The organism is Persicitalea jodogahamensis (genome assembly GCF_014651615.1).
GTDB classification, from domain to species: domain Bacteria; phylum Bacteroidota; class Bacteroidia; order Cytophagales; family Spirosomataceae; genus Persicitalea; species Persicitalea jodogahamensis.
In genome coordinates this window covers 14,341-32,057 of sequence record NZ_BMXF01000004.1, presented here as the reverse complement: position 1 = coordinate 32,057, position 17,717 = coordinate 14,341, and the positions used below count along the sequence as shown (strand labels likewise).

Genomic DNA, 17,717 nt, shown 5'->3' with positions numbered 1-17,717 from the left:
CTCTTGAACGTTACTGCTCCCGCCGCCTGGTACGAAATTCAGAATCCTGAAAAGGTGTTCACCCCCGGTTTGTTGATTTACAAAGATCGTGTTGCTGCCAACATCGACGCCATGATCGACATAGTGGGCGACCCGAAGCGGCTGGTTCCGCATGTGAAAACGCACAAGATGGGGGAGGTCATCCGGATGCAGTTGAATGTGGGCATTGACAAATTCAAGTGCGCGACCATCGCCGAGGCCGAACTGCTGGCAGATACCGGGGCCAACTGGGTTTTGATCGCCTACCAGCTGGTAGGTCCAAACGTGGCGCGGCTGTTATCATTGAAAGCAAAGTACCCCGATATTCATTTTGCTTCTCTGGTGGATTCGCTGGAATCAGCCCGGATGCTGAATGCTCAGGCTCAGGGGGAAGTATTTCATGTTTTCATTGATGTCAACAATGGCATGAACCGTTCCGGCTATCCGGTGTCCGAAAACCTGCTTAATCTCTATAAAAACATTTCGGAACTACCCCAGCTCGATTTGCAGGGACTGCACGTATACGATGGCCACATTCGTGACGAGGATTTTGCCGAAAGAAAACGGCACAGCGACGCGGACTTCGCACCCGTCGAGGCGCTTCGGAAACAAATAACCAGCGCCGGATTGAAGGAACCGATGATTATTGCAGGAGGTACCCCAACCTTCAATGTTCATGCCTTGCGGGGAGATGTGTACTGCAGTCCCGGCACCTGCCCGCTCTGGGATTGGGGCTATGGCGACAGATTTCTTGATCAGCCATTCCAACACGCGGCACTCGTGGCGACACGGGTAATCTCCAAACCCACATCAGGGATTATTACGGTTGATCTCGGTCATAAAGCGGTTGCTGCCGAAAACCCAATCGACCGCCGGTTTCGTTTTTTGAATCTGGAAGGCTACGAGGTAGTTAGTCAAAGCGAGGAGCACGGCGTGATAAAAGTATCGAATTGGGAGGCTGTCCGGATCGGCGATTTACTTTATGCTATCCCCTACCATGTCTGCCCCACGGTAGCCTTACATGAAACAGCAGCCGTTATCACTAATGGTACGGCAATCGAAGAATGGGAAGTCAGGGCGCGGAAACGCAGGATTACGATTTGACAAATTTATTGCTCACCCCGAACCAGCGCTTCAAGAGCATCCAAATGTTCGGAAAAAGCCTTCTTCCCTTTGATGGTAGCCAAGTAGGTAGTTAGCGGCTTCCGACCAACGAACTGCTTTTTCACTTCCAGAAATCCCAGTTCTTCAAGCGCCCGGAGGTGCGAGGCCAGGTTGCCGTCGGTGAGCTGCATCAATTCTTTCAACTCGTTGAAACTAACCGATTCATTCACTACCAGCACCGACATTACACCCAGCCGTACCTTACTTTCGAATACCTTATTGAATTTTTCCAGCCAGATCATTTTTTCAATTTTGAATGATAGAATGTTGCCTTCGCCAGAGTACGCTTATTCAATGGCAGCGGCCAACCGTCATTCGCTCATTCCAGCATTGAGTTCCCTCCGAAAGTACATAATGCTCCCATACAGAATGTGCAGGAAGCCGAAGCCTGCCACCCAAAACAGAAAAAGTGCGGCGTAAGAGTTGACAAACATGGCGGCGCAGCCCAGTGCTATTTCGGTAATGCCCAGGTACGTCACTTCCTTCCAGGTATGTTTTCCGGCATTGATGAGCGCCAAACCATAGAAGATCAGCGTGGCCGGAAACACGAGCATGATCGGTCCCCTGAACAGCAGTGCCACGCAGAAAACCCCACCCGCCGCCAGCGGCGCGGCCATGCTGCCGACCAAACGCCGGGAGGCCGAATTCCAGACGCTTATGCCCCGGTGATACGCTTTGCGGGCGGTGAGGACGATGACCAGTGTCAGCGACACTACCAGCACCGACAGGCTATCCAAAAATAAAAACAAGGCCATTTCCTGCCGATGTCCGGGACGCAGGTTCCAGTAGGTGGTGCCGTTCTGGGGCGCCCAGGCGGTTTGGTATTGGTCGTAGGCTGCCCCCGCCCCGGCCAGCGCGATCATTCCCATCGCAATACCCGACAAGCCACTCAGCGAAAGAAACTTGGTTGATCGCTCCATGAGACTCCTGATCTCCTGCAACTCGTGTAATGGCTCCATTTTAATTTTGAATGATAGAATGAGTAAATAGTCGAGTCCTGTATTCACCCATTCTATCATTGGCTCATTCTATCATTAATCTCGTACTTCCGCAGTTCGTAATACGCATAAAACGCCAGATACACCAGCAAGAGGGAGAACGTGAATGAAACCGTTAACTGCCGGGCCAGGTGGTTGTGGGCGCTGTCCCAGATAGCCCAACCCAGCGCCATTGGATTGGTAAGAATATCCCAGCTGTTCCAGCGCCCGTAACGGCCCAGGTAGATGCCAAAGGCCACCAGAACGGAGGACGCCAGCACACCAAGCCAGGCCAATACCGGGCCGTGCTTTCCGGCCACCACCTTGTGGATGATGTACCACGAATAGGTACCCGCCAGCATGCCCGTCATCGCAAAGCTAAAAAACATCAGCGAGTCATACCAGATGGTGACAGGGTCGGCGTGTTTGATGTGCATGAGATCGGTGATCATGTAAAAAGAGTTGGGAACGAGCAATAACCAAAGCGCTAGTCCGGCGAGCCGGGGCAGCAACGGCAATCGGTCGATTTGATCAAGTTCCTGGAGAACTTTGGCGACCAGCAGCGGCAGCAAAGCCAAAAACAGATTCCAGACCATGAAGCGGTAGTTCCCGTCGTGTGTTACCATGACCCGGACCACCCATAAACTGACACTCATCCCGGACACGATGCCTAGTAATAGTAGTTTAGGGTTCCGGTAAATGTAGCGGAGCAGGTAGGGTACGGGAATTTCCATGGTAGTTTTGTTTTTATGAAAGTACTTTGTGTGGCAAAGTAGAAAAGAAAAATGCAAAGTTGCAAATAGCCTGATATCCTTTTTTACGGATAGCCGAATATTTCTGTTAACAAACTTCGTTTCTACGGGGGAAAGCACGAGTAAAGCTTTAAATATGTAGGCATTCGATTTGGTTCATTCACAAATTTATTAAGCGTAAATCCTGACCCCGGTAGTGAAATTTGGTATCAGACATGCTTTCCGTTATCAGTCCTGCTGTGCTTTCTTGCTATATTGTATCCCTATTTAGACTTTCTACCAAACCACACTGATGAATACCCACCAGGAAATCTCCTCCTTTATCTGGAATGTTGCCGACGATGTATTGCGCGGACTCTTCAAACAGCATGAATACGGGGATGTCATTCTCCCATTTGTAGTACTCCGAAGACTGGATTGCGTACTCGAACCCCAGAAAGACGAGGTTCACGCGCTCTGGAATCAGTACAAAGACAAGATTGATGACCCCACTCCTATTATTCAGAGTTTCATCGGACTAAACTTCTTCAACTACTCTCAGTTTGATCTTTCCCGTTTGACGGCCAATAGTCTCAAACTCAATTTTCAGAACTACCTCAACGGGTACTCTAAAAACGTGCTGGAAATCATTGACAACTTCCAGTTAGAGAAACCTGTCGATAAGTTGTTAAAGAATAATCGGCTTTACCTCCTTATTAGTAAGTTCAAGGGAATTGACCTGCACCCTGATGTCGTGAATAACCACACAATGGGTCTGGTATTTGAAGAACTGCTGAGGAAGTTCTCGGAGATGAGTAACGAAACCAGTGGAGAACACTACACCCCGCGTGATGTGGTGAAGCTGCTGGTATCTTTTGTGTTTGGTGAAAACCGGGACGATCTGATGGGGGAAGGAAAAATCAGGAGTATCTACGATCCCTGTTGTGGTACGGGTGGTATGCTCACGATTGGGAAAGAATGGGTAGTTGAAAACACTAATCCTAACATTGACCTTCGTCTGTATGGTCAGGAACTCAACCCCCAGACCTATTCGATCTGTAAATCGGACATGTTGATCACCGCCGAGAATCCCAGTAACATACGTTTGGGTTCATCGCTTTCGGAAGATCAGTTTCAGGGTTTTCGATTCGACTACATGATTACCAATCCACCATTTGGAGTCAGCTGGAAGTCAGAACAGGAATTTGTGGTTTCTGAGTCACAGAATCCCAATGGTCGTTTTTTCGTGGGTACTCCCCGTAGTTCCGATGGTTCCCTGCTGTTTTTGCAACACATGATTTCCAAGATGGAACCACGGGGTAGCCGTATTGGAGTCGTGTTCAATGGTTCACCACTATTTACGGGTGATGCCGGAAGTGGAGAATCAGAAATCAGGAAATGGATCATCGAGAACGACTGGTTGGAAACGATTGTCGCCCTACCCGATCAACTGTTCTTCAATACCGGAATAAGTACCTACATCTGGATTGTGACCAACAACAAGAAACCGCACCGGAAAGGAAAAGTACAACTCATCGACGCGACGGGTTTTCATGGTACCATGAAGAAATCGTTGGGGAGTAAACGTAAGTTCATCACTGATTCGCAACGGGAAAGCCTATTGGAAATCTACCAATCCTTTAAAGAATCAGAAGTTTCGAAAATATACCCCAATGAGTACTTCGGGTTTACCAAAGTGACCATCGAACGTCCCCAGCGCAATGAAGCGGGTAAGGTGATAATGGATAAAAAGAAGAAACAACCCAAAGCTGATTCTTCGTTACGGGACTACGAGCGCATTCCTTTACAGACCGACATCGACGCGTATTTTGAGAAGGAAGTACTTCCTCACGTACCGGATGCCTGGATGGAAACGGATAAAAACAAGGTGGGGTACGAGATCAACTTCACCAAGTACTTCTACCAGTACAAACCCTTACGCAGTCTGCATGAGATTACGCAGGATCTGTTACGGTTGGAGGAAGAGAGTGATGGTCTGATGGCGAAACTGATTGGACAATGAAACTCTACACCATCGACGGGAATCGACTGAAAAGTGTTGACAACCATTCTTTTAAGTTAGAGAAGGAGATTCAGACTTTGGTAGAGAACAATCTGGACGAACTCTTCAACCTGGAATTCGTCAAGTCTGAACTCCCAATCAAGAATTTTCGACTGGATACCCTGGCGTACGATCAGGAAAACAAATCGTTCGTCATTATCGAGTACAAGAGGGAGCGTAATTTCTCGGTGATTGACCAGGGGTACACCTACATGTCCATTCTGCTGAACAACAAAGCAGATTTCATTCTGGAATACCACGACCATTGCGGTATTACCCTTAAAAAGAACGAAGTAGACTGGACGCAATCGAAAGTGATTTTCATTTCGCCGTATTTCACGGAGTATCAAAAAACATCGGTCGATTTTAAGGACGTACCCTTTGAACTCTGGGAAATAAAAAGGTACGTGAATGGGCTAATTGGACTGAACCAGCACAAAACAACTTCGAAAGAAAGTATTACTGCTACCTCAAAATCGAAGGAAGATGTAGTTCTTAAAGTAACACAGCAGGTTACCGTACATACAGAGGAGTCATTACTTAATAAAAGCAAATCGAGACCAGAATGGGTGGTGGAAATCTATAAAAAGCTAAGAGATCGGGTACTGAATTTGGGTGAAGTGGAAGTAGTACCCAAAAAACGTATAGTCAGTTTTCAGAGAAAGTACCCCATTTTGGGAGTATCGATTCATAATGAAGGCTTGTATTGCGTCCTCAACATGAGGAGGGGTACTTTACAAGATCCTTCTGGTTTTTCCATTCTTTTTGACGAGGATGCTTTACATGTGGGTGAGGGAGATTACTATTTTAATATCCAACAGGATACTGACCTTGATTATGTCATGTTTCTAATTAATCAATCCTACAAGAAAAAATTAGCATGAGGAAGTACAGTAACTATAAAGATTCGGGGGTTGAGTGGATTGGGAAAATTCCTGAACATTTTAATCTTACTTCAATAAAAAATTTAGTTACAACAAAGGTTACCGATGGCCCACATGAAACTCCTGAATTTTTGGACGAGGGAATTCCATTTTTATCAGTAGAAAGTGTTCAAAATGGAAAATTAGATTTTGACAAGAAAAGAGGCTATATATCGCCAGAATTGCATGAGGTGTACTCAAAAAAGTGCAAACCTCAAAAGGATGATATATTCATTGTGAAATCCGGTTCGACCACTGGAAAATCCACAATCGTTGAAACTGACGAGGATTTCAATATTTGGTCGCCTTTATGTATTGTTCGATCTGATACAAACAAGATAACTCCACGATTCGCATTTTTATCTATCCAGTCGGCATATTTTAGAAGGTTTGTTGAACTAGGGTGGAGTTTCGGTACCCAGCCTAATATAGGTATGGGAGTGATTGAAAATATAAAAATCATAGTACCCCCTCTCCCTGAACAACAAGTCATCGTCACCTACCTCGATGAAAAAACTACCCTGATTGACGACCTGATCAAAAAGAAACAGGAGAAAATTCAACTACTCAAAGAAAAACGCACTGCGCTCATCAAACACGTCGTCACCAAAGGTCTTGATCCCGAGGTGGAGATGAAGGATAGTGGAGCAGTTGATTTAGGCTTAATACCTAGCCATTGGAAATTAATGAAATTGAAATTTGTGGCAGGATTACAGAGTGGAAATTCGATTACCTCAGATTCTATTGACGAGGTAGGAGATTATGCGGTTTACGGTGGAAATGGTCTCAGAGGTTTCACTACCTCCTACACACATGAGGGTCACTATGTTTTAATAGGAAGACAAGGTGCGTTGTGTGGAAATATCAATTATGCCAATGGGAAGTTTTGGGCATCTGAACATGCGGTAGTAGCATCTTTAAAAGGTAGTTATGAAACTACCTGGTTGGGTGAATTGCTAAGAATGATGAATTTAAATCAGTATTCATTGGCATCCGCACAACCAGGTTTATCCGTTGAAAGGATTCAGAACCTAGATATTCCAGTTCCACCTTATTCCGAACAACAAGCAATAGTCACTTACCTTGACGAGCAAACCCAACTCATCGACCAAACCATTCAGCAGGAAGAACAAAAAATAGATCTCTTGAAAGAATACCGCCAAAGTCTGATCTCCGAAGTAGTCACGGGTAAAATCTGCGTACTCGATACTTAAAATCCCTCAACCTCTTCCCCTCACCACATAATGACCGAAAAACGCTTCGAGGACCACATCGAAAACTACCTTACCACCACCGGGGCAGGAGGTTTAAAGTATGCATCGGTTCACCACACCCTGTATGATCGTGATCTGGGTCTGATTCCATCTGAATTCATCGCGTTCATTCAGGATACCCAACCCAACCAATGGGAGAAGTGGCAGGTACAGTTTGGGGAGCAATCAGAAGAAAAACTCGTCAAACGACTTTCATCCGAGATTCAGAAACACGGAGTCATTCACGTACTGAGGAATCAACTACGTGACCGGGGCGTGTACCTGGACCCGGTGTACTTTGAACCCAAAACCGGACTCAATCCCGAACACCAGGAGAAGTACCTGCTGAATCGTCTGTCGGTGGTACGTCAGGTACACTACTCCAAAAACAACGAGAATTCCATTGATCTCATGCTGTTCATCAATGGAATACCCATTGTCAGCATCGAGTTAAAAAATCAACTCTCGGGTCAGAACCTCACCCACGCCATCAAACAGTACCAGTTTGACCGGAATCCACACAACGAACCCCTGTTACAATTCAAAAGGTTGCTGGTTCATTTTGTGGTAGATAACGACACCGTAGGCATGTCCACCCGACTCAACGGAGCAGACACGAAGTTTCTACCCTACAATAAAGGAATCGTCAACCCCATCGTACCGGATGATTATAAGGTATCGTACCTGTGGAAAGAGGTTCTGACGCCTAACTCAGTCCTCGACATCATCGAAAACTTCGTGCTGGAAACTACCGAATCCGAAAAAGAGTGGAGTAGCATTCAGAACAGAGTTATCGAGAAGAAAAAAGACCTGTTGATCTTTCCCCGGTACCATCAGCTGGATGTCATTCGTAAACTGCAAAACCAAATCAGACTGGAAGGAACGGGTCACAACTACCTGATTCAACACACCACCGGATCAGGAAAAAGTTATAGCATCGGTTGGTTAGCGCATACCCTCACTTCTCTTTACAGAAATTCCACCGATACTACCCGACTGTTCGATACCATCATCGTCGTGACGGATCGGAAGGTACTTGACAAACAACTCCAAAAAACCTTGACCGACCTGGAACAAACCTCCGGGGTAGTCAAAACCATTGATAAAAACTCGGCCCAACTCAAAGCATCACTCGGAGTAGGGAAAGACATCATCGTGACCACCATTCAGAAATTCGGGGTCATTGCAAAAACGATGTCCAAACTCAGTGGAAGAACCTTCGCGGTCATTATCGATGAAGTACATTCGTCACAAAGTGGTGAATCCTCCAAAAATTTAAAGAAATCACTCTCCGTCAATGAATACGGTGACGAAGAACCCGAAGACTACCAGGATGTACTCGAACGGGAAATAGGTAGTCGGGGAAAACAGAAACACATCTCGTTCTTTGGTTTTACGGGTACTCCCAAAAACAAGACGCTCGAAATCTTTGGTCGTAAAAATGAATCGGGTCAGTTTGAATCGTTCCATACCTATTCCATGAAACAGTCCATCGCGGAAGGGTACACCCTCGACACGCTGGAACATTTCACCCAATTCAAACGCTGGTTCAAACTACGTACCGACGATCCTAATGAAGAAGAACTGGAACTACCCGAAGGGAAGGTAAAACGTGAACTGGTATCGTATGTAGACTCCCACGAAGAAACCATTCGTCAGAAAGTGTCTATCATTCTGAACCAATTCGTCAGTCATACCTCAAAGCAGATTAACGGTCGCGCGAGAGCAATGGTGGTGGTTCGTTCCCGGAAACACTGTGTGTTGTTCCAGATGGAGATGGTCAAACAAATGAACGAATTACAGCTACCATACTCGTGTCTGGTCGCATTCAGTGGTTCCATTCAGCACAATGGCAAGGAACATACGGAACACTCGTTGAATACGGAGAATGGACTTCAAAACGCGGTAAGTATTCCTGATGGTTTGAAAGATCCCATGTACCGGATTCTGATCGTGTCCAGTAAATTCCAGACCGGATTTGACGAACCGATGATTCATTCGATGTTTGTGGATAAAAAACTGGGTGGAGTACAATGCGTACAAACCCTTTCCCGATTGAATCGCACCATGAAGGGGAAGACCGATACCTTCGTACTGGACTTTGTGAATGAACCGGAAGAGATTATTGACGCATTCCAACCCTTCTACGAATCCACGATTCTCACCGGAGAAACTGACTCATACAAACTCTACGAACTGGAAACCGAAATCAGGGGGTTCAACCTGTTTACCAAGTACGAGGTAGAGGAATTCTGCAAGCTGTTCTATTCAGAACGGGAGTCCGACGCAAAGCTGCTTCACTTCCTTGATGGAGCAGTTGAAAACTGGTCAAGGATCGAATCAGAGGAACAGAAGGAACATTTCCGGTCGTTGATCAACTCCTACTGTCGGTTGTACAACTACATCACCCAGGTCATCAACTTTCAGGACGCAGAACTCGAAAAACTGTTCATCTACCTGAAATACCTCAAAAAGAAACTACCCCACCGTAGCTCCACCCCGATTGACCTATCCGATTCCATCGACCTGGATTCACTACGCATCCAAAAAATCGGTGAACTGAAACTCACCCTGGAAGACATAAAAGGAGAACTCGACCCAATGTCAGATAGTGGTAGTACGGGCAACATGATAGAAGAACCACTGGAACTACTCAGCACTATCATTAACAAGTTGAATGAGACTTTTGGAAGTGGACTGACAGAGGAACATCGCATTCACCTCAACAACGTCTACAAGCGCATGAGTGAAGATGAGACTTTACAAAAAGTAATGAAGGGAGACAACTCCGAAACCAACAAACGCAAGTACTGGGATGAAATGATGAGCAAACTCTTCCTGGAATACGTCAATGACAACTTCGACTTTTTCCGCACGGTAGAATCACCTGAGCGGAAACCTATCATCTCGGATGTGATGTACAATCACTATCGAAGGCAAAAAGGGGAGTGAGGTATTCTGTATCACTACTATAATACCAATTTGCTATAATTCAACTAATTGTATTGATCATCAAGATTTGTCAAAAGTGAGTGAGGACATTACGTTAGAACGACTCAAACGTCTGAAAGAATCAGAAGATAAAGTTGAGTTCAAGGAAGCTAAAAGGAATTTTCCTTTTGCAGGAGGACAACATACCGATCAAATTGAAAGACGGAAATGTTTTCTGGGATATGTCGTAGCACTCGCAAATGAGCGTGGTGGAACACTAGTACTTGGTATGACTGACCCATATCCCCACAAGGTTGTAGGTACCAACTTTGGGGAAGGTGAACTTGGGCAGTTAGAGGATGAAGTCTATAAGCGCATTCATATTCGTATAGACCTCAAAGAGCTATACGAAGATTCAATGAGAGTTTTAGTGGTAACAGTACCTTCTCGTCCAGTTGGTAAACTGATCAAGTTTGAAGGAGTACCACTCATGCGTATAGGTGAAAGTCTGCGCAATATGTCAGACGAGGAGATGTTTAAAATACTTTCTGAGACAGAACCCGACTTCTCCGCAAAAATATGTGATGGTCTTTCCATAACTGATCTGGACAAGAGTGCTATCGGTATTTTGAAGGACAAATACGCCTTGAAACAGAAAAATTCTGGTTTTAGAACTTTGTCTGATGAACAGATTCTCTCCGATTTGGATTTGAGTCGGGATAACAAACTGACATATGCCGCATTGATTCTATTGGGAACTCAGACTGCAATCAGAAAGTATCTTCCCCAAGCTAGAATCATCATAGAATTTAGAGATTCAGAAACATCCATTCCTCACGATTGGCGTGTTGAGGTAGACGATGCTCTGTTTATAGGAATCGAGAAGATTTGGTCAGAGATACGAAATAGTAACGCTTCAATCAGAAGTGGACCTTACATCTATTCAGTACCTTTCTTTAATGAAGAGGTTATTCGCGAATCGCTACTGAACGCTATTGCGCATCGAGATTATAGTCTTACATCTGAAACAGTTATCAAACAGTTTCCTTCAAAAATAACCATAACCAATCCGGGTGGATTTCCTAAAGGGGTAACGCTGGAAAATATCTTGACGATCAATAGTACCCCTAGAAGCCGTTTGTTATCTGAAATATTGCTCAAAACTGGTTTGGTAGAGCGTTCAGGTCAGGGAGTAGATAAGATATTCTCCTTAACCCTTTCAGAAGGTAAACCAACTCCCGATTACTCAGAATCAGACCTCTTCCAGGTTTCCCTTACTCTGGACGGAAAAATCTCGAACCCTGCTTTTTACATTTTTATTTTTAACACACAAAAAGAGCGTAATGAGGACAACAAACTTGGTGTTCATGATATAATCACACTCGCAAAAATACGAGATGGACACCAAGCTGATTTGAATCCCGTCGTTGTTGGGAAGCTGGTAAATGAGAGACTCATAAGGAGTACTCATTCTCGATTAGTACTCGGCGATTTCTATCAGAAGCTAGTTAGAGATGAACAATCTCCGTCTATTGGAACCTATCTGCTTGAAGAAGTGAAGATCATTGTTGAAGTAGCTGAGAAAAGCAAGAAGGTAAAAATGGGGGTGTTCGTTAAGTCCTTTAACAAGGCGCTAAATCGTGAACAGGTTAAGTATTTAGTGGATAAGCTTGTAGAAGATGCTATTTTGATGAAAGAGGGTAAAGGTTCAGGAACAACTTACTCGCTAAATGAGAGAATCACTATTTCAGAAGATAAGATGAGTAAAGTAGTAGATATGTTGAACGAGAAATACAAAGATCAATAATTCCACAAAGAATTTGGAGAATTCCACAAATGATAAAGCAGAGAGATAAAACAAATACAAGAACAATAAGAGAAATAGAGGTAAGTATATTGCTTAACAAGATTTAGAGCAACTTTTAAAGCTGGAATAAACTGTTAGAAATCAATCTAGGAACATTAAAAGAAGATTTCACGATACACAGAATTCCACAAAACTCTACAAAATTCCACAGAACAGCACAGAACAGCACAGAACAGCACAGAACTAAACAGAACAGTATAAGTCTGAGTAAATCAAATCAATTTTGTGTATCAAATAAAAAAGCACTTACGAGTTTTATCTCATAAGTGCTTGATTTTTAAGAGCCTCCAGTCGGGATCGAACCAACGACCTACTGATTACAAGTCAGTTGCTCTACCAGCTGAGCTATGGAGGCTTGTTACAATTGATCGCCTGGTGACGATTTATCGTGGGGCAAAAGTAGTACTTGAAATCATACAGCGCAACTAAATACAAGAAATATTTAGTTGCGCTGCTGAGTTTATTAAATCGCCTCCTGAATTACAGTCAGTTGGTGTTTCAATGCTTCAAGCTCTTCGGAGGCCTTTTTTATTTTCTCTTCAAACTGAGCCTTCACTTTGTCGGCAGATTTAGATTTTGCGAAGAACTCAATGTTGTTTTCCCACAATGCAATATCGTTTTCCAGTTGCGTGACTTTGCGGCGGATATCACTCTCCTTGCGGTTGAGGTTTCGACTGCTATCGCCCTCTCTCACCATGGCCACCTCACTTTCAAGAATTACCTGCTCTTTCTGCTTGCTCGAAAGCTTGCCCAGTGAGCCAACATAAGAATTGACAGCGTCAATGTACCGTTTCTGAATCTTCTGCATGGCCTTACGGGGAACGAAGCCAATTTTGGCCCACTCTGCCTTAAAATCATTCAGGTTGGCCAATGTCGAGTCGCCGGGATCAGCGGCAGCCTTTTCTATGCGATCGCAGAGCGCCTCTTTTTGGGCCAAGTTTTCCTCAAACTCCTTATCCTGCTCTTTATGCTTGCTACGCTTGTTGTTAAAGTACGCATCGCAGGCCTCCTTGAAGCGTTTGTAAATTGAGTTCTTAAACTTCTCCGGTACCTGGCCGATGCTCTTCCATTGTTTCTGAAGTTCGATGATTCGCTGGGTGTTTGCCGCATTATCCTCACCGGATTCCAGAATTTGATCGACTTGCGCGCAAAGATCTTGTTTAGCCTTAAGGTTTACTTCACGCTTAGCCTCCAGCTGCTTGAAAAATTCGCTCTTATTGTTGAAAAAAGTTTTCAGCGATCCCCAGAATTTCTTGCTCAAATCCTTACCCTCACCCCGCGGCATCGGACCTTTTATGGACTGCCATTCTTCCTGATAAGCGATGATTTCGCGTGTCTTGGCATTCCATTCATTGATACTGCCCGACGAGAATGTCGTGTAAGGAATGATGGTTTCATAGATTTTTGACTTTTTCTCATAAATCTCCACCATGGACTTTTTCTGCTCTTCGTACTGGGCACGGCGAGCGTCGTACAAGGCATCGAGCGACTCTTTGAACCGCCCCCAAAGCAACTCCTGCTCCTCACGTGGCGCGGGACCTACATGCTTATATTCCTCGAAAATTTCGTTGCCTTCCTTGAGAATCTCACGACTCATTGGGCGCTCTTCCAGCGTCTTGACCAGGGCTTCGATCTTTTCGCAAAGCTCTACTTTCAGGTCGGAATTTTTCTTTCGGTCGAGCTCTTTTAATTCAAAGTAGATGTTCCGGTTGGAGAAATACCGATCGACCAACGCATTGTAGGTGGCCCAGAGAGTACCATTGTGGGCCGAAGAGACATTGCCTGCCTGCTTCCACTCTTCCTGAATTTTCTTGAATTCCTCCCAGCTATTTTTGATATCCGCCGCTCCGACCTCCTGGCTGTCATCAGTGTCCACCAGCTCACGCAGCCGCTGCAGTAGTTCAGTTTTCTGGTTAAAATTCTGATCGCGATTCTTGTCGAGATCCTGGAAAAATGCTTTCCTTTTCGCTCGGATTTCTTTTAACAGATTTTCAACCTGTGATGTCTGCGCATCATGGGTGTATTCAAATCCGTCCTCAGAACCGGTATCGGCCACATATTTTTCCTTGGCGGCATCCCATTCAGTGCGTTTCATCTGAGTGAGCACCGGGCGAACTTCCTTCACTACCCCATCGATCCGTTTGATCTGTTTCATACCAACCCCAGTTGCCGATATCACAGCCAGTTCTTTTTCTAGGGCAGCCGCCAGTTCTTCTTTGGTGGCCGTGGCATAATCAAGCTCCTCACTGTCGTCCGAATCATCCTCGTCGTCTTCATCCGAGTCATCGGTTGTCGCGTTATCATCGTCGTCATCGTCCTCCTCGTCATTTTCTGAGGATTCATCAGTGGGAACCGAGGCATCAGCAGGCGCTGCTTCAGGCGAGGCAACCCCTTCGTTATCTTGCTCATCGGCAGTTGATTGAGCACCCTTAGGTATATCGGCAGACGGGCCTGAATCGGTAGTTGATTCTGTTTCAGATTCGGGCTTGTTGCGATCTGCAGCGTTTTCAGCCAGATCGTATGCTTTCGTCAGCAGCTCAGGATTTTCGTGAGGAACACCGGAAATCGCTACGGCAGCTTCTTCAGATGCCTCAGACGAATCTGCATCGGTTTCGTCCGTTACTGGCTGAACGGACTCATGGTCGGCAGCGGCCTCGGCCATTTCGTAGGCTTTGCCAAGCAATTCAGGGTTTTCGTCCACAGTACCCGAAATCGCTACATGCGTCTCTTCCCCTAATTCATCCAACGTCTTAGTGTGTACCATATCGTCATGTGAAGAATCAATGGGCGGCACCAGTTTGTCAGTTTCAATTTCATCCGTACCATCGTCATTAGCCAGCTGGAGGTCCGGTGTTTGGGCCTCCGCCTCTTCTGGCTTCGCGGCAGAAAGTTCATTCGTACTCTCTGGAGTCGGATTGGTTTCCTCTACTGATTTAGAAACGTCGGCTTGGTTTGCTTTTTGGGTTTCTTCCTGTTTGTCTGGTGCGTCGTTCGATTGCTGAGTCATCGGGTTCGGTTTTTCGTAAGTCGTTTAAGGACAAATTTAACAATCTTTATTTGAAAAGGTTAAATTTGCTTACACAAGCCAAAATCAAGTAGAAAAGCATGGATAATAATATCGCCGACCTAAGGAAAGAATATACCAAGAATGGTTTGAGCGAAAACGAGGTATCGGACGCACCTTTGCCACAATTCAAAATTTGGTTCGACGATGCGCTGAATGCCGGCGTGCCAGAGCCCAATGCCATGCATCTGAGCACGGTATCGGAGGATGGTCGCCCCAGTAACCGGGTGGTGTTGCTTAAGGAGTTGGATGACGAAGGGTTTGTTTTTTACACCAACTACCACGGTAGAAAAGGTCGCGATCTGGCCATCAATCCATTTGCCAGCCTTACTTTTTTTTGGGTGGATTTGGAAAGGCAGGTTCGAATTGAGGGGAAGGTTTCAAAAGTGACTGACCTGGAATCTGACCAATATTTTTCAGTGCGGCCCAGGGGTAGCCAGATCGGAGCCTGGGTTTCGCACCAGAGCGAAATTATTCCTTCGCGCGAAATTTTGGAGCAAAAACAGGCGGAATACGAACTACAATTTGCAAATAAAGAGGTGCCGCGTCCGATGCACTGGGGTGGCTACCGTCTGATTCCCGATTGGATTGAATTCTGGCAGGGGCGTCCGAGCCGGCTGCATGACCGTATCCGCTATGAGCTCCGGAATGAAAAATGGGTAGTCCGACGACTGGCGCCTTAAAAAAGGCACACGAAATTTGGCTACGCGTAGAATTTCAGTAGAAGACAGATATGTCCTGCACGCCCAATTGACGTCTTGAAGTGAAACCCTCACCATATTTCACTCCTATGGCATGTCCGAACTCCTCGGCTCTCGCCTTGATAAAGTCCATAAATTCGGGACTCGAAATATAGCTCTGGGGTTCCGAATCATCCATTGGATTTTCTTTGGGCACAAAGAACTGGCTTTCAAAGGCCAGCATCGCGCTTACCTTCTTTTCCCAGAAAGGAGTAATGTCTACCACAAAGTCAGGTTTAATGTACCGATCCTGGATCATGTGAAAGACATTTTTCGGTCGCCAGGCTTCCTGCTGATTTCCGGCCGCATCATACGTTTCGATCATGCGCAATCCTGAATAAAAGCAACTTTCATAAATCAGTTGCCCTCCGCGTCCATGATCGGGGTGGCGGTCTTCCACCGCGTTTGCCAGCACGATGTCGGGCTGGTACTTGCGGATGTACGGTATGATGGCGCGCTGGTGTACTTCGTCATTTTTGAAAAAGCCATCGGCTAACCCAACGTTATCCCTCACTTCAATGCCTAAAATATCCGCAGCATTTCTGGCTTCCTGAATCCGACCTTCGGGCGTTCCACGGGTACCGAGCTCACCGCGGGTCAAATCGAGAATTCCCACTTTTTTGCCAAGCGCCATTTGGGCAAGCAAGGTTCCGGCGCAGCCTAGTTCAACGTCGTCGGGGTGGGCCGCAATAGCCAGGATGTCTAATTTCATTGCAGGCAGTCGGCTTTCGGCTTTCAACTTTCGGCCTTTTTAAAAATAAATACTCAGAATAAATGAAATTGTAAATGAACTCGAGTCCAACGTTCATCCTTGCCCATCAAGGAGCTGGTCGAATGCCATGCCTCTACTTAACCCGGAGTTTCTGGCCGATGCGGAGAGTGGAGCGAGTGGATATACGGTTGAGCTTGGCTAATGATGAGACACTCAAACCATAACGGCTGGCGATGGATGACAGCGTTTCGCCGGAGCGGACGCGGTGCAGCATCGTACGAACATACGCAGGCTTTTCGCCAGCTTCGTACTCGCTTTTCGAGGTTGAACGTCCGCCACGCAAATAATCGTACACACTGGCAGTCAAGGTAAAATGGTCGGAACGGACCTGCTGTTTGGGCCAGTCGAAGATATTATTGGAGTCAAACGGATTACCCTCGTAGCGGTTTTCATAATGAAGGTGCGACCCTGAACTGCGACCGGTACTACCTCCCAAACCAAGGATATCCCCGGCTTTCACGATTTGTCCGGACTCAACCAACTGCTTCGACATGTGGCCATACAGTGTTTCCAGGCCATTGTAGTGGCGCACCATAACGAAGCGGCCATAGCCATTGCCATCCCAGCCCACTACGCGAACGATACCATCGAAGGTGCTGTACACCGGGTCGCCGGTTTCGAGATCAATGTCGGTTCCTGTATGCCAGCGTCCCCAACGGTAACCAAAATTGGAAGTAATTCGCGGTACTTCGACGGGCGTGTTCCAGAATCGGTTTTCGGCCGGATCAAACAATTTCAAATCAATTGTTTCGTCAAATTCCAGCGGGTTCATGCTGTACGGGTCAATGGTACGCTCGTCCCAAATGACATAGTATTCAGCAATTTTGACCCATTCGTCGCCGATTTGCATCGAATCCACTTCCAACAGCACCTCGGGTTCTCCTTCGTCGATAGTACTGGTATCTTCACTCACCACGGGATTGAGCGGCTTTACCGGTTCGAATTGGCTTTGGAACTGAATGTTTGAGGTCTCGACCTTAAAATCGGCTTCCGGCTCTCGTTGCGGTTCGGCCGTTTGGAAGTTCGGGTTGGCCGTCGACGTGTTGTTTTGATTTATTTTTGGATTCTTGCGGAATTTTCCACGCTCCTGAGCCTGGGCATTCAGCACCAAAGCCCCCATTGCCCAGAGAAGGCAAACAAAAAATTTTAATTTCATATAAATTCTTTCGCTACCGGACAGCCGGCAGCCTTGAAGTAAGTATGAATAAAACAGCC

13 protein-coding genes and 1 tRNA gene are annotated in these 17,717 nt (G+C 46.0%); 7 read left to right on the top strand and 7 right to left on the bottom strand.

Features of this window, described 5'->3' with window-relative positions; translation table 11 throughout:
• Positions 1-3 precede the first annotated feature (3 nt).
• Positions 4-1,122 (top strand): D-TA family PLP-dependent enzyme, encoded by a 1,119-nt coding sequence (locus IE117_RS18570; RefSeq protein WP_189566018.1) that lies wholly within the window; start codon positions 4-6, stop codon positions 1,120-1,122.
• A 5-nt stretch (positions 1,123-1,127) separates the two neighbouring features.
• Here the strand turns inward: IE117_RS18570 and IE117_RS18565 are convergent, their stop codons facing one another.
• The 3 genes from IE117_RS18565 to IE117_RS18555 all read right to left on the bottom strand — a co-directional run bounded on the left by IE117_RS18565 (position 1,128) and on the right by IE117_RS18555 (position 2,893).
• A complete protein-coding gene (locus IE117_RS18565) occupies positions 1,128-1,424 on the bottom strand; it encodes a winged helix-turn-helix domain-containing protein (RefSeq protein ID WP_189566017.1) in 297 nt (98 codons plus the stop codon).
• Positions 1,425-1,493: 69 nt separating this feature from the next.
• Complete coding sequence (locus tag IE117_RS18560; protein ID WP_189566016.1) at positions 1,494-2,141, bottom strand: hypothetical protein; 648 nt, start codon at positions 2,139-2,141, stop codon at positions 1,494-1,496.
• 56 nt (positions 2,142-2,197) lie between these two features.
• Positions 2,198-2,893, bottom strand: a complete 696-nt coding sequence (locus IE117_RS18555; protein WP_189566015.1) for a DUF1361 domain-containing protein — start codon at positions 2,891-2,893, stop codon at positions 2,198-2,200.
• A 310-nt stretch (positions 2,894-3,203) separates the two neighbouring features.
• Here IE117_RS18555 and IE117_RS18550 point away from each other — a divergent pair, with 310 nt between their 5' ends.
• The 5 genes from IE117_RS18550 to IE117_RS18530 all read left to right on the top strand — a co-directional run bounded on the left by IE117_RS18550 (position 3,204) and on the right by IE117_RS18530 (position 11,866).
• Complete coding sequence (locus IE117_RS18550) at positions 3,204-4,913, top strand: type I restriction-modification system subunit M (protein WP_189566014.1); 1,710 nt, start codon at positions 3,204-3,206, stop codon at positions 4,911-4,913.
• Positions 4,910-5,836, top strand: a complete 927-nt coding sequence (locus tag IE117_RS18545; RefSeq protein WP_189566013.1) for a DUF5655 domain-containing protein — start codon at positions 4,910-4,912, stop codon at positions 5,834-5,836. The genes IE117_RS18550 and IE117_RS18545 overlap by 4 nt, the downstream gene beginning before the upstream one ends.
• Positions 5,833-7,089: a restriction endonuclease subunit S gene (locus IE117_RS18540; protein ID WP_189566012.1), complete on the top strand. Its 1,257-nt coding sequence runs from the start codon at positions 5,833-5,835 to the stop codon at positions 7,087-7,089. The genes IE117_RS18545 and IE117_RS18540 overlap by 4 nt, the downstream gene beginning before the upstream one ends.
• 30 nt (positions 7,090-7,119) lie before the next feature.
• Positions 7,120-10,080 (top strand): type I restriction endonuclease subunit R, encoded by a 2,961-nt coding sequence (locus IE117_RS18535; RefSeq protein ID WP_189566011.1) that lies wholly within the window; start codon positions 7,120-7,122, stop codon positions 10,078-10,080.
• Between the two features lie 76 nt (positions 10,081-10,156).
• On the top strand, positions 10,157-11,866 hold the full coding sequence (locus IE117_RS18530; RefSeq protein WP_229581134.1) for an RNA/DNA-binding domain-containing protein: 1,710 nt from the start codon (positions 10,157-10,159) through the stop codon (positions 11,864-11,866).
• 342 nt (positions 11,867-12,208) lie between these two features.
• Here the strand turns inward: IE117_RS18530 and IE117_RS18525 are convergent.
• A tRNA-Thr gene (locus tag IE117_RS18525) sits at positions 12,209-12,281 on the bottom strand.
• Positions 12,282-12,389: 108 nt separating this feature from the next.
• Complete coding sequence (locus IE117_RS18520) at positions 12,390-14,933, bottom strand: DUF349 domain-containing protein (protein ID WP_229581132.1); 2,544 nt, start codon at positions 14,931-14,933, stop codon at positions 12,390-12,392.
• A gap of 98 nt (positions 14,934-15,031) precedes the next feature.
• Between IE117_RS18520 and pdxH the strand changes: the two genes are divergently transcribed.
• Positions 15,032-15,673: a pyridoxamine 5'-phosphate oxidase gene (gene pdxH, locus IE117_RS18515; protein WP_189566009.1), complete on the top strand. Its 642-nt coding sequence runs from the start codon at positions 15,032-15,034 to the stop codon at positions 15,671-15,673.
• A 34-nt stretch (positions 15,674-15,707) separates the two neighbouring features.
• On the opposite strand, the gene bshB1 is transcribed toward pdxH, so the two are convergent.
• Positions 15,708-16,442, bottom strand: coding sequence for a bacillithiol biosynthesis deacetylase BshB1 (bshB1, locus tag IE117_RS18510; RefSeq protein WP_189566008.1), 735 nt, complete (start codon positions 16,440-16,442; stop codon positions 15,708-15,710).
• A 133-nt stretch (positions 16,443-16,575) separates the two neighbouring features.
• Positions 16,576-17,658 (bottom strand): M23 family metallopeptidase, encoded by a 1,083-nt coding sequence (locus IE117_RS18505; protein WP_189566007.1) that lies wholly within the window; start codon positions 17,656-17,658, stop codon positions 16,576-16,578.
• Between the last annotated feature and the right edge of the window lie 59 nt (positions 17,659-17,717).

Coding starts and splice junctions, on each gene's coding strand:
- IE117_RS18565 (WP_189566017.1), bottom strand. CDS start 1,424: ATGATCTGGCTGGAAAAATTCAATAAGGTATTCGAAAGTAAGGTACGG.
- IE117_RS18560 (WP_189566016.1), bottom strand. CDS start 2,141: ATGGAGCCATTACACGAGTTGCAGGAGATCAGGAGTCTCATGGAGCGA.
- IE117_RS18555 (WP_189566015.1), bottom strand. CDS start 2,893: ATGGAAATTCCCGTACCCTACCTGCTCCGCTACATTTACCGGAACCCT.
- IE117_RS18550 (WP_189566014.1), top strand. CDS start 3,204: ATGAATACCCACCAGGAAATCTCCTCCTTTATCTGGAATGTTGCCGAC.
- IE117_RS18545 (WP_189566013.1), top strand. CDS start 4,910: ATGAAACTCTACACCATCGACGGGAATCGACTGAAAAGTGTTGACAAC.
- IE117_RS18540 (WP_189566012.1), top strand. CDS start 5,833: ATGAGGAAGTACAGTAACTATAAAGATTCGGGGGTTGAGTGGATTGGG.
- IE117_RS18535 (WP_189566011.1), top strand. CDS start 7,120: ATGACCGAAAAACGCTTCGAGGACCACATCGAAAACTACCTTACCACC.
- IE117_RS18520 (WP_229581132.1), bottom strand. CDS start 14,933: ATGACTCAGCAATCGAACGACGCACCAGACAAACAGGAAGAAACCCAA.
- pdxH (WP_189566009.1), top strand. CDS start 15,032: ATGGATAATAATATCGCCGACCTAAGGAAAGAATATACCAAGAATGGT.
- bshB1 (WP_189566008.1), bottom strand. CDS start 16,442: ATGAAATTAGACATCCTGGCTATTGCGGCCCACCCCGACGACGTTGAA.
- IE117_RS18505 (WP_189566007.1), bottom strand. CDS start 17,658: ATGAAATTAAAATTTTTTGTTTGCCTTCTCTGGGCAATGGGGGCTTTG.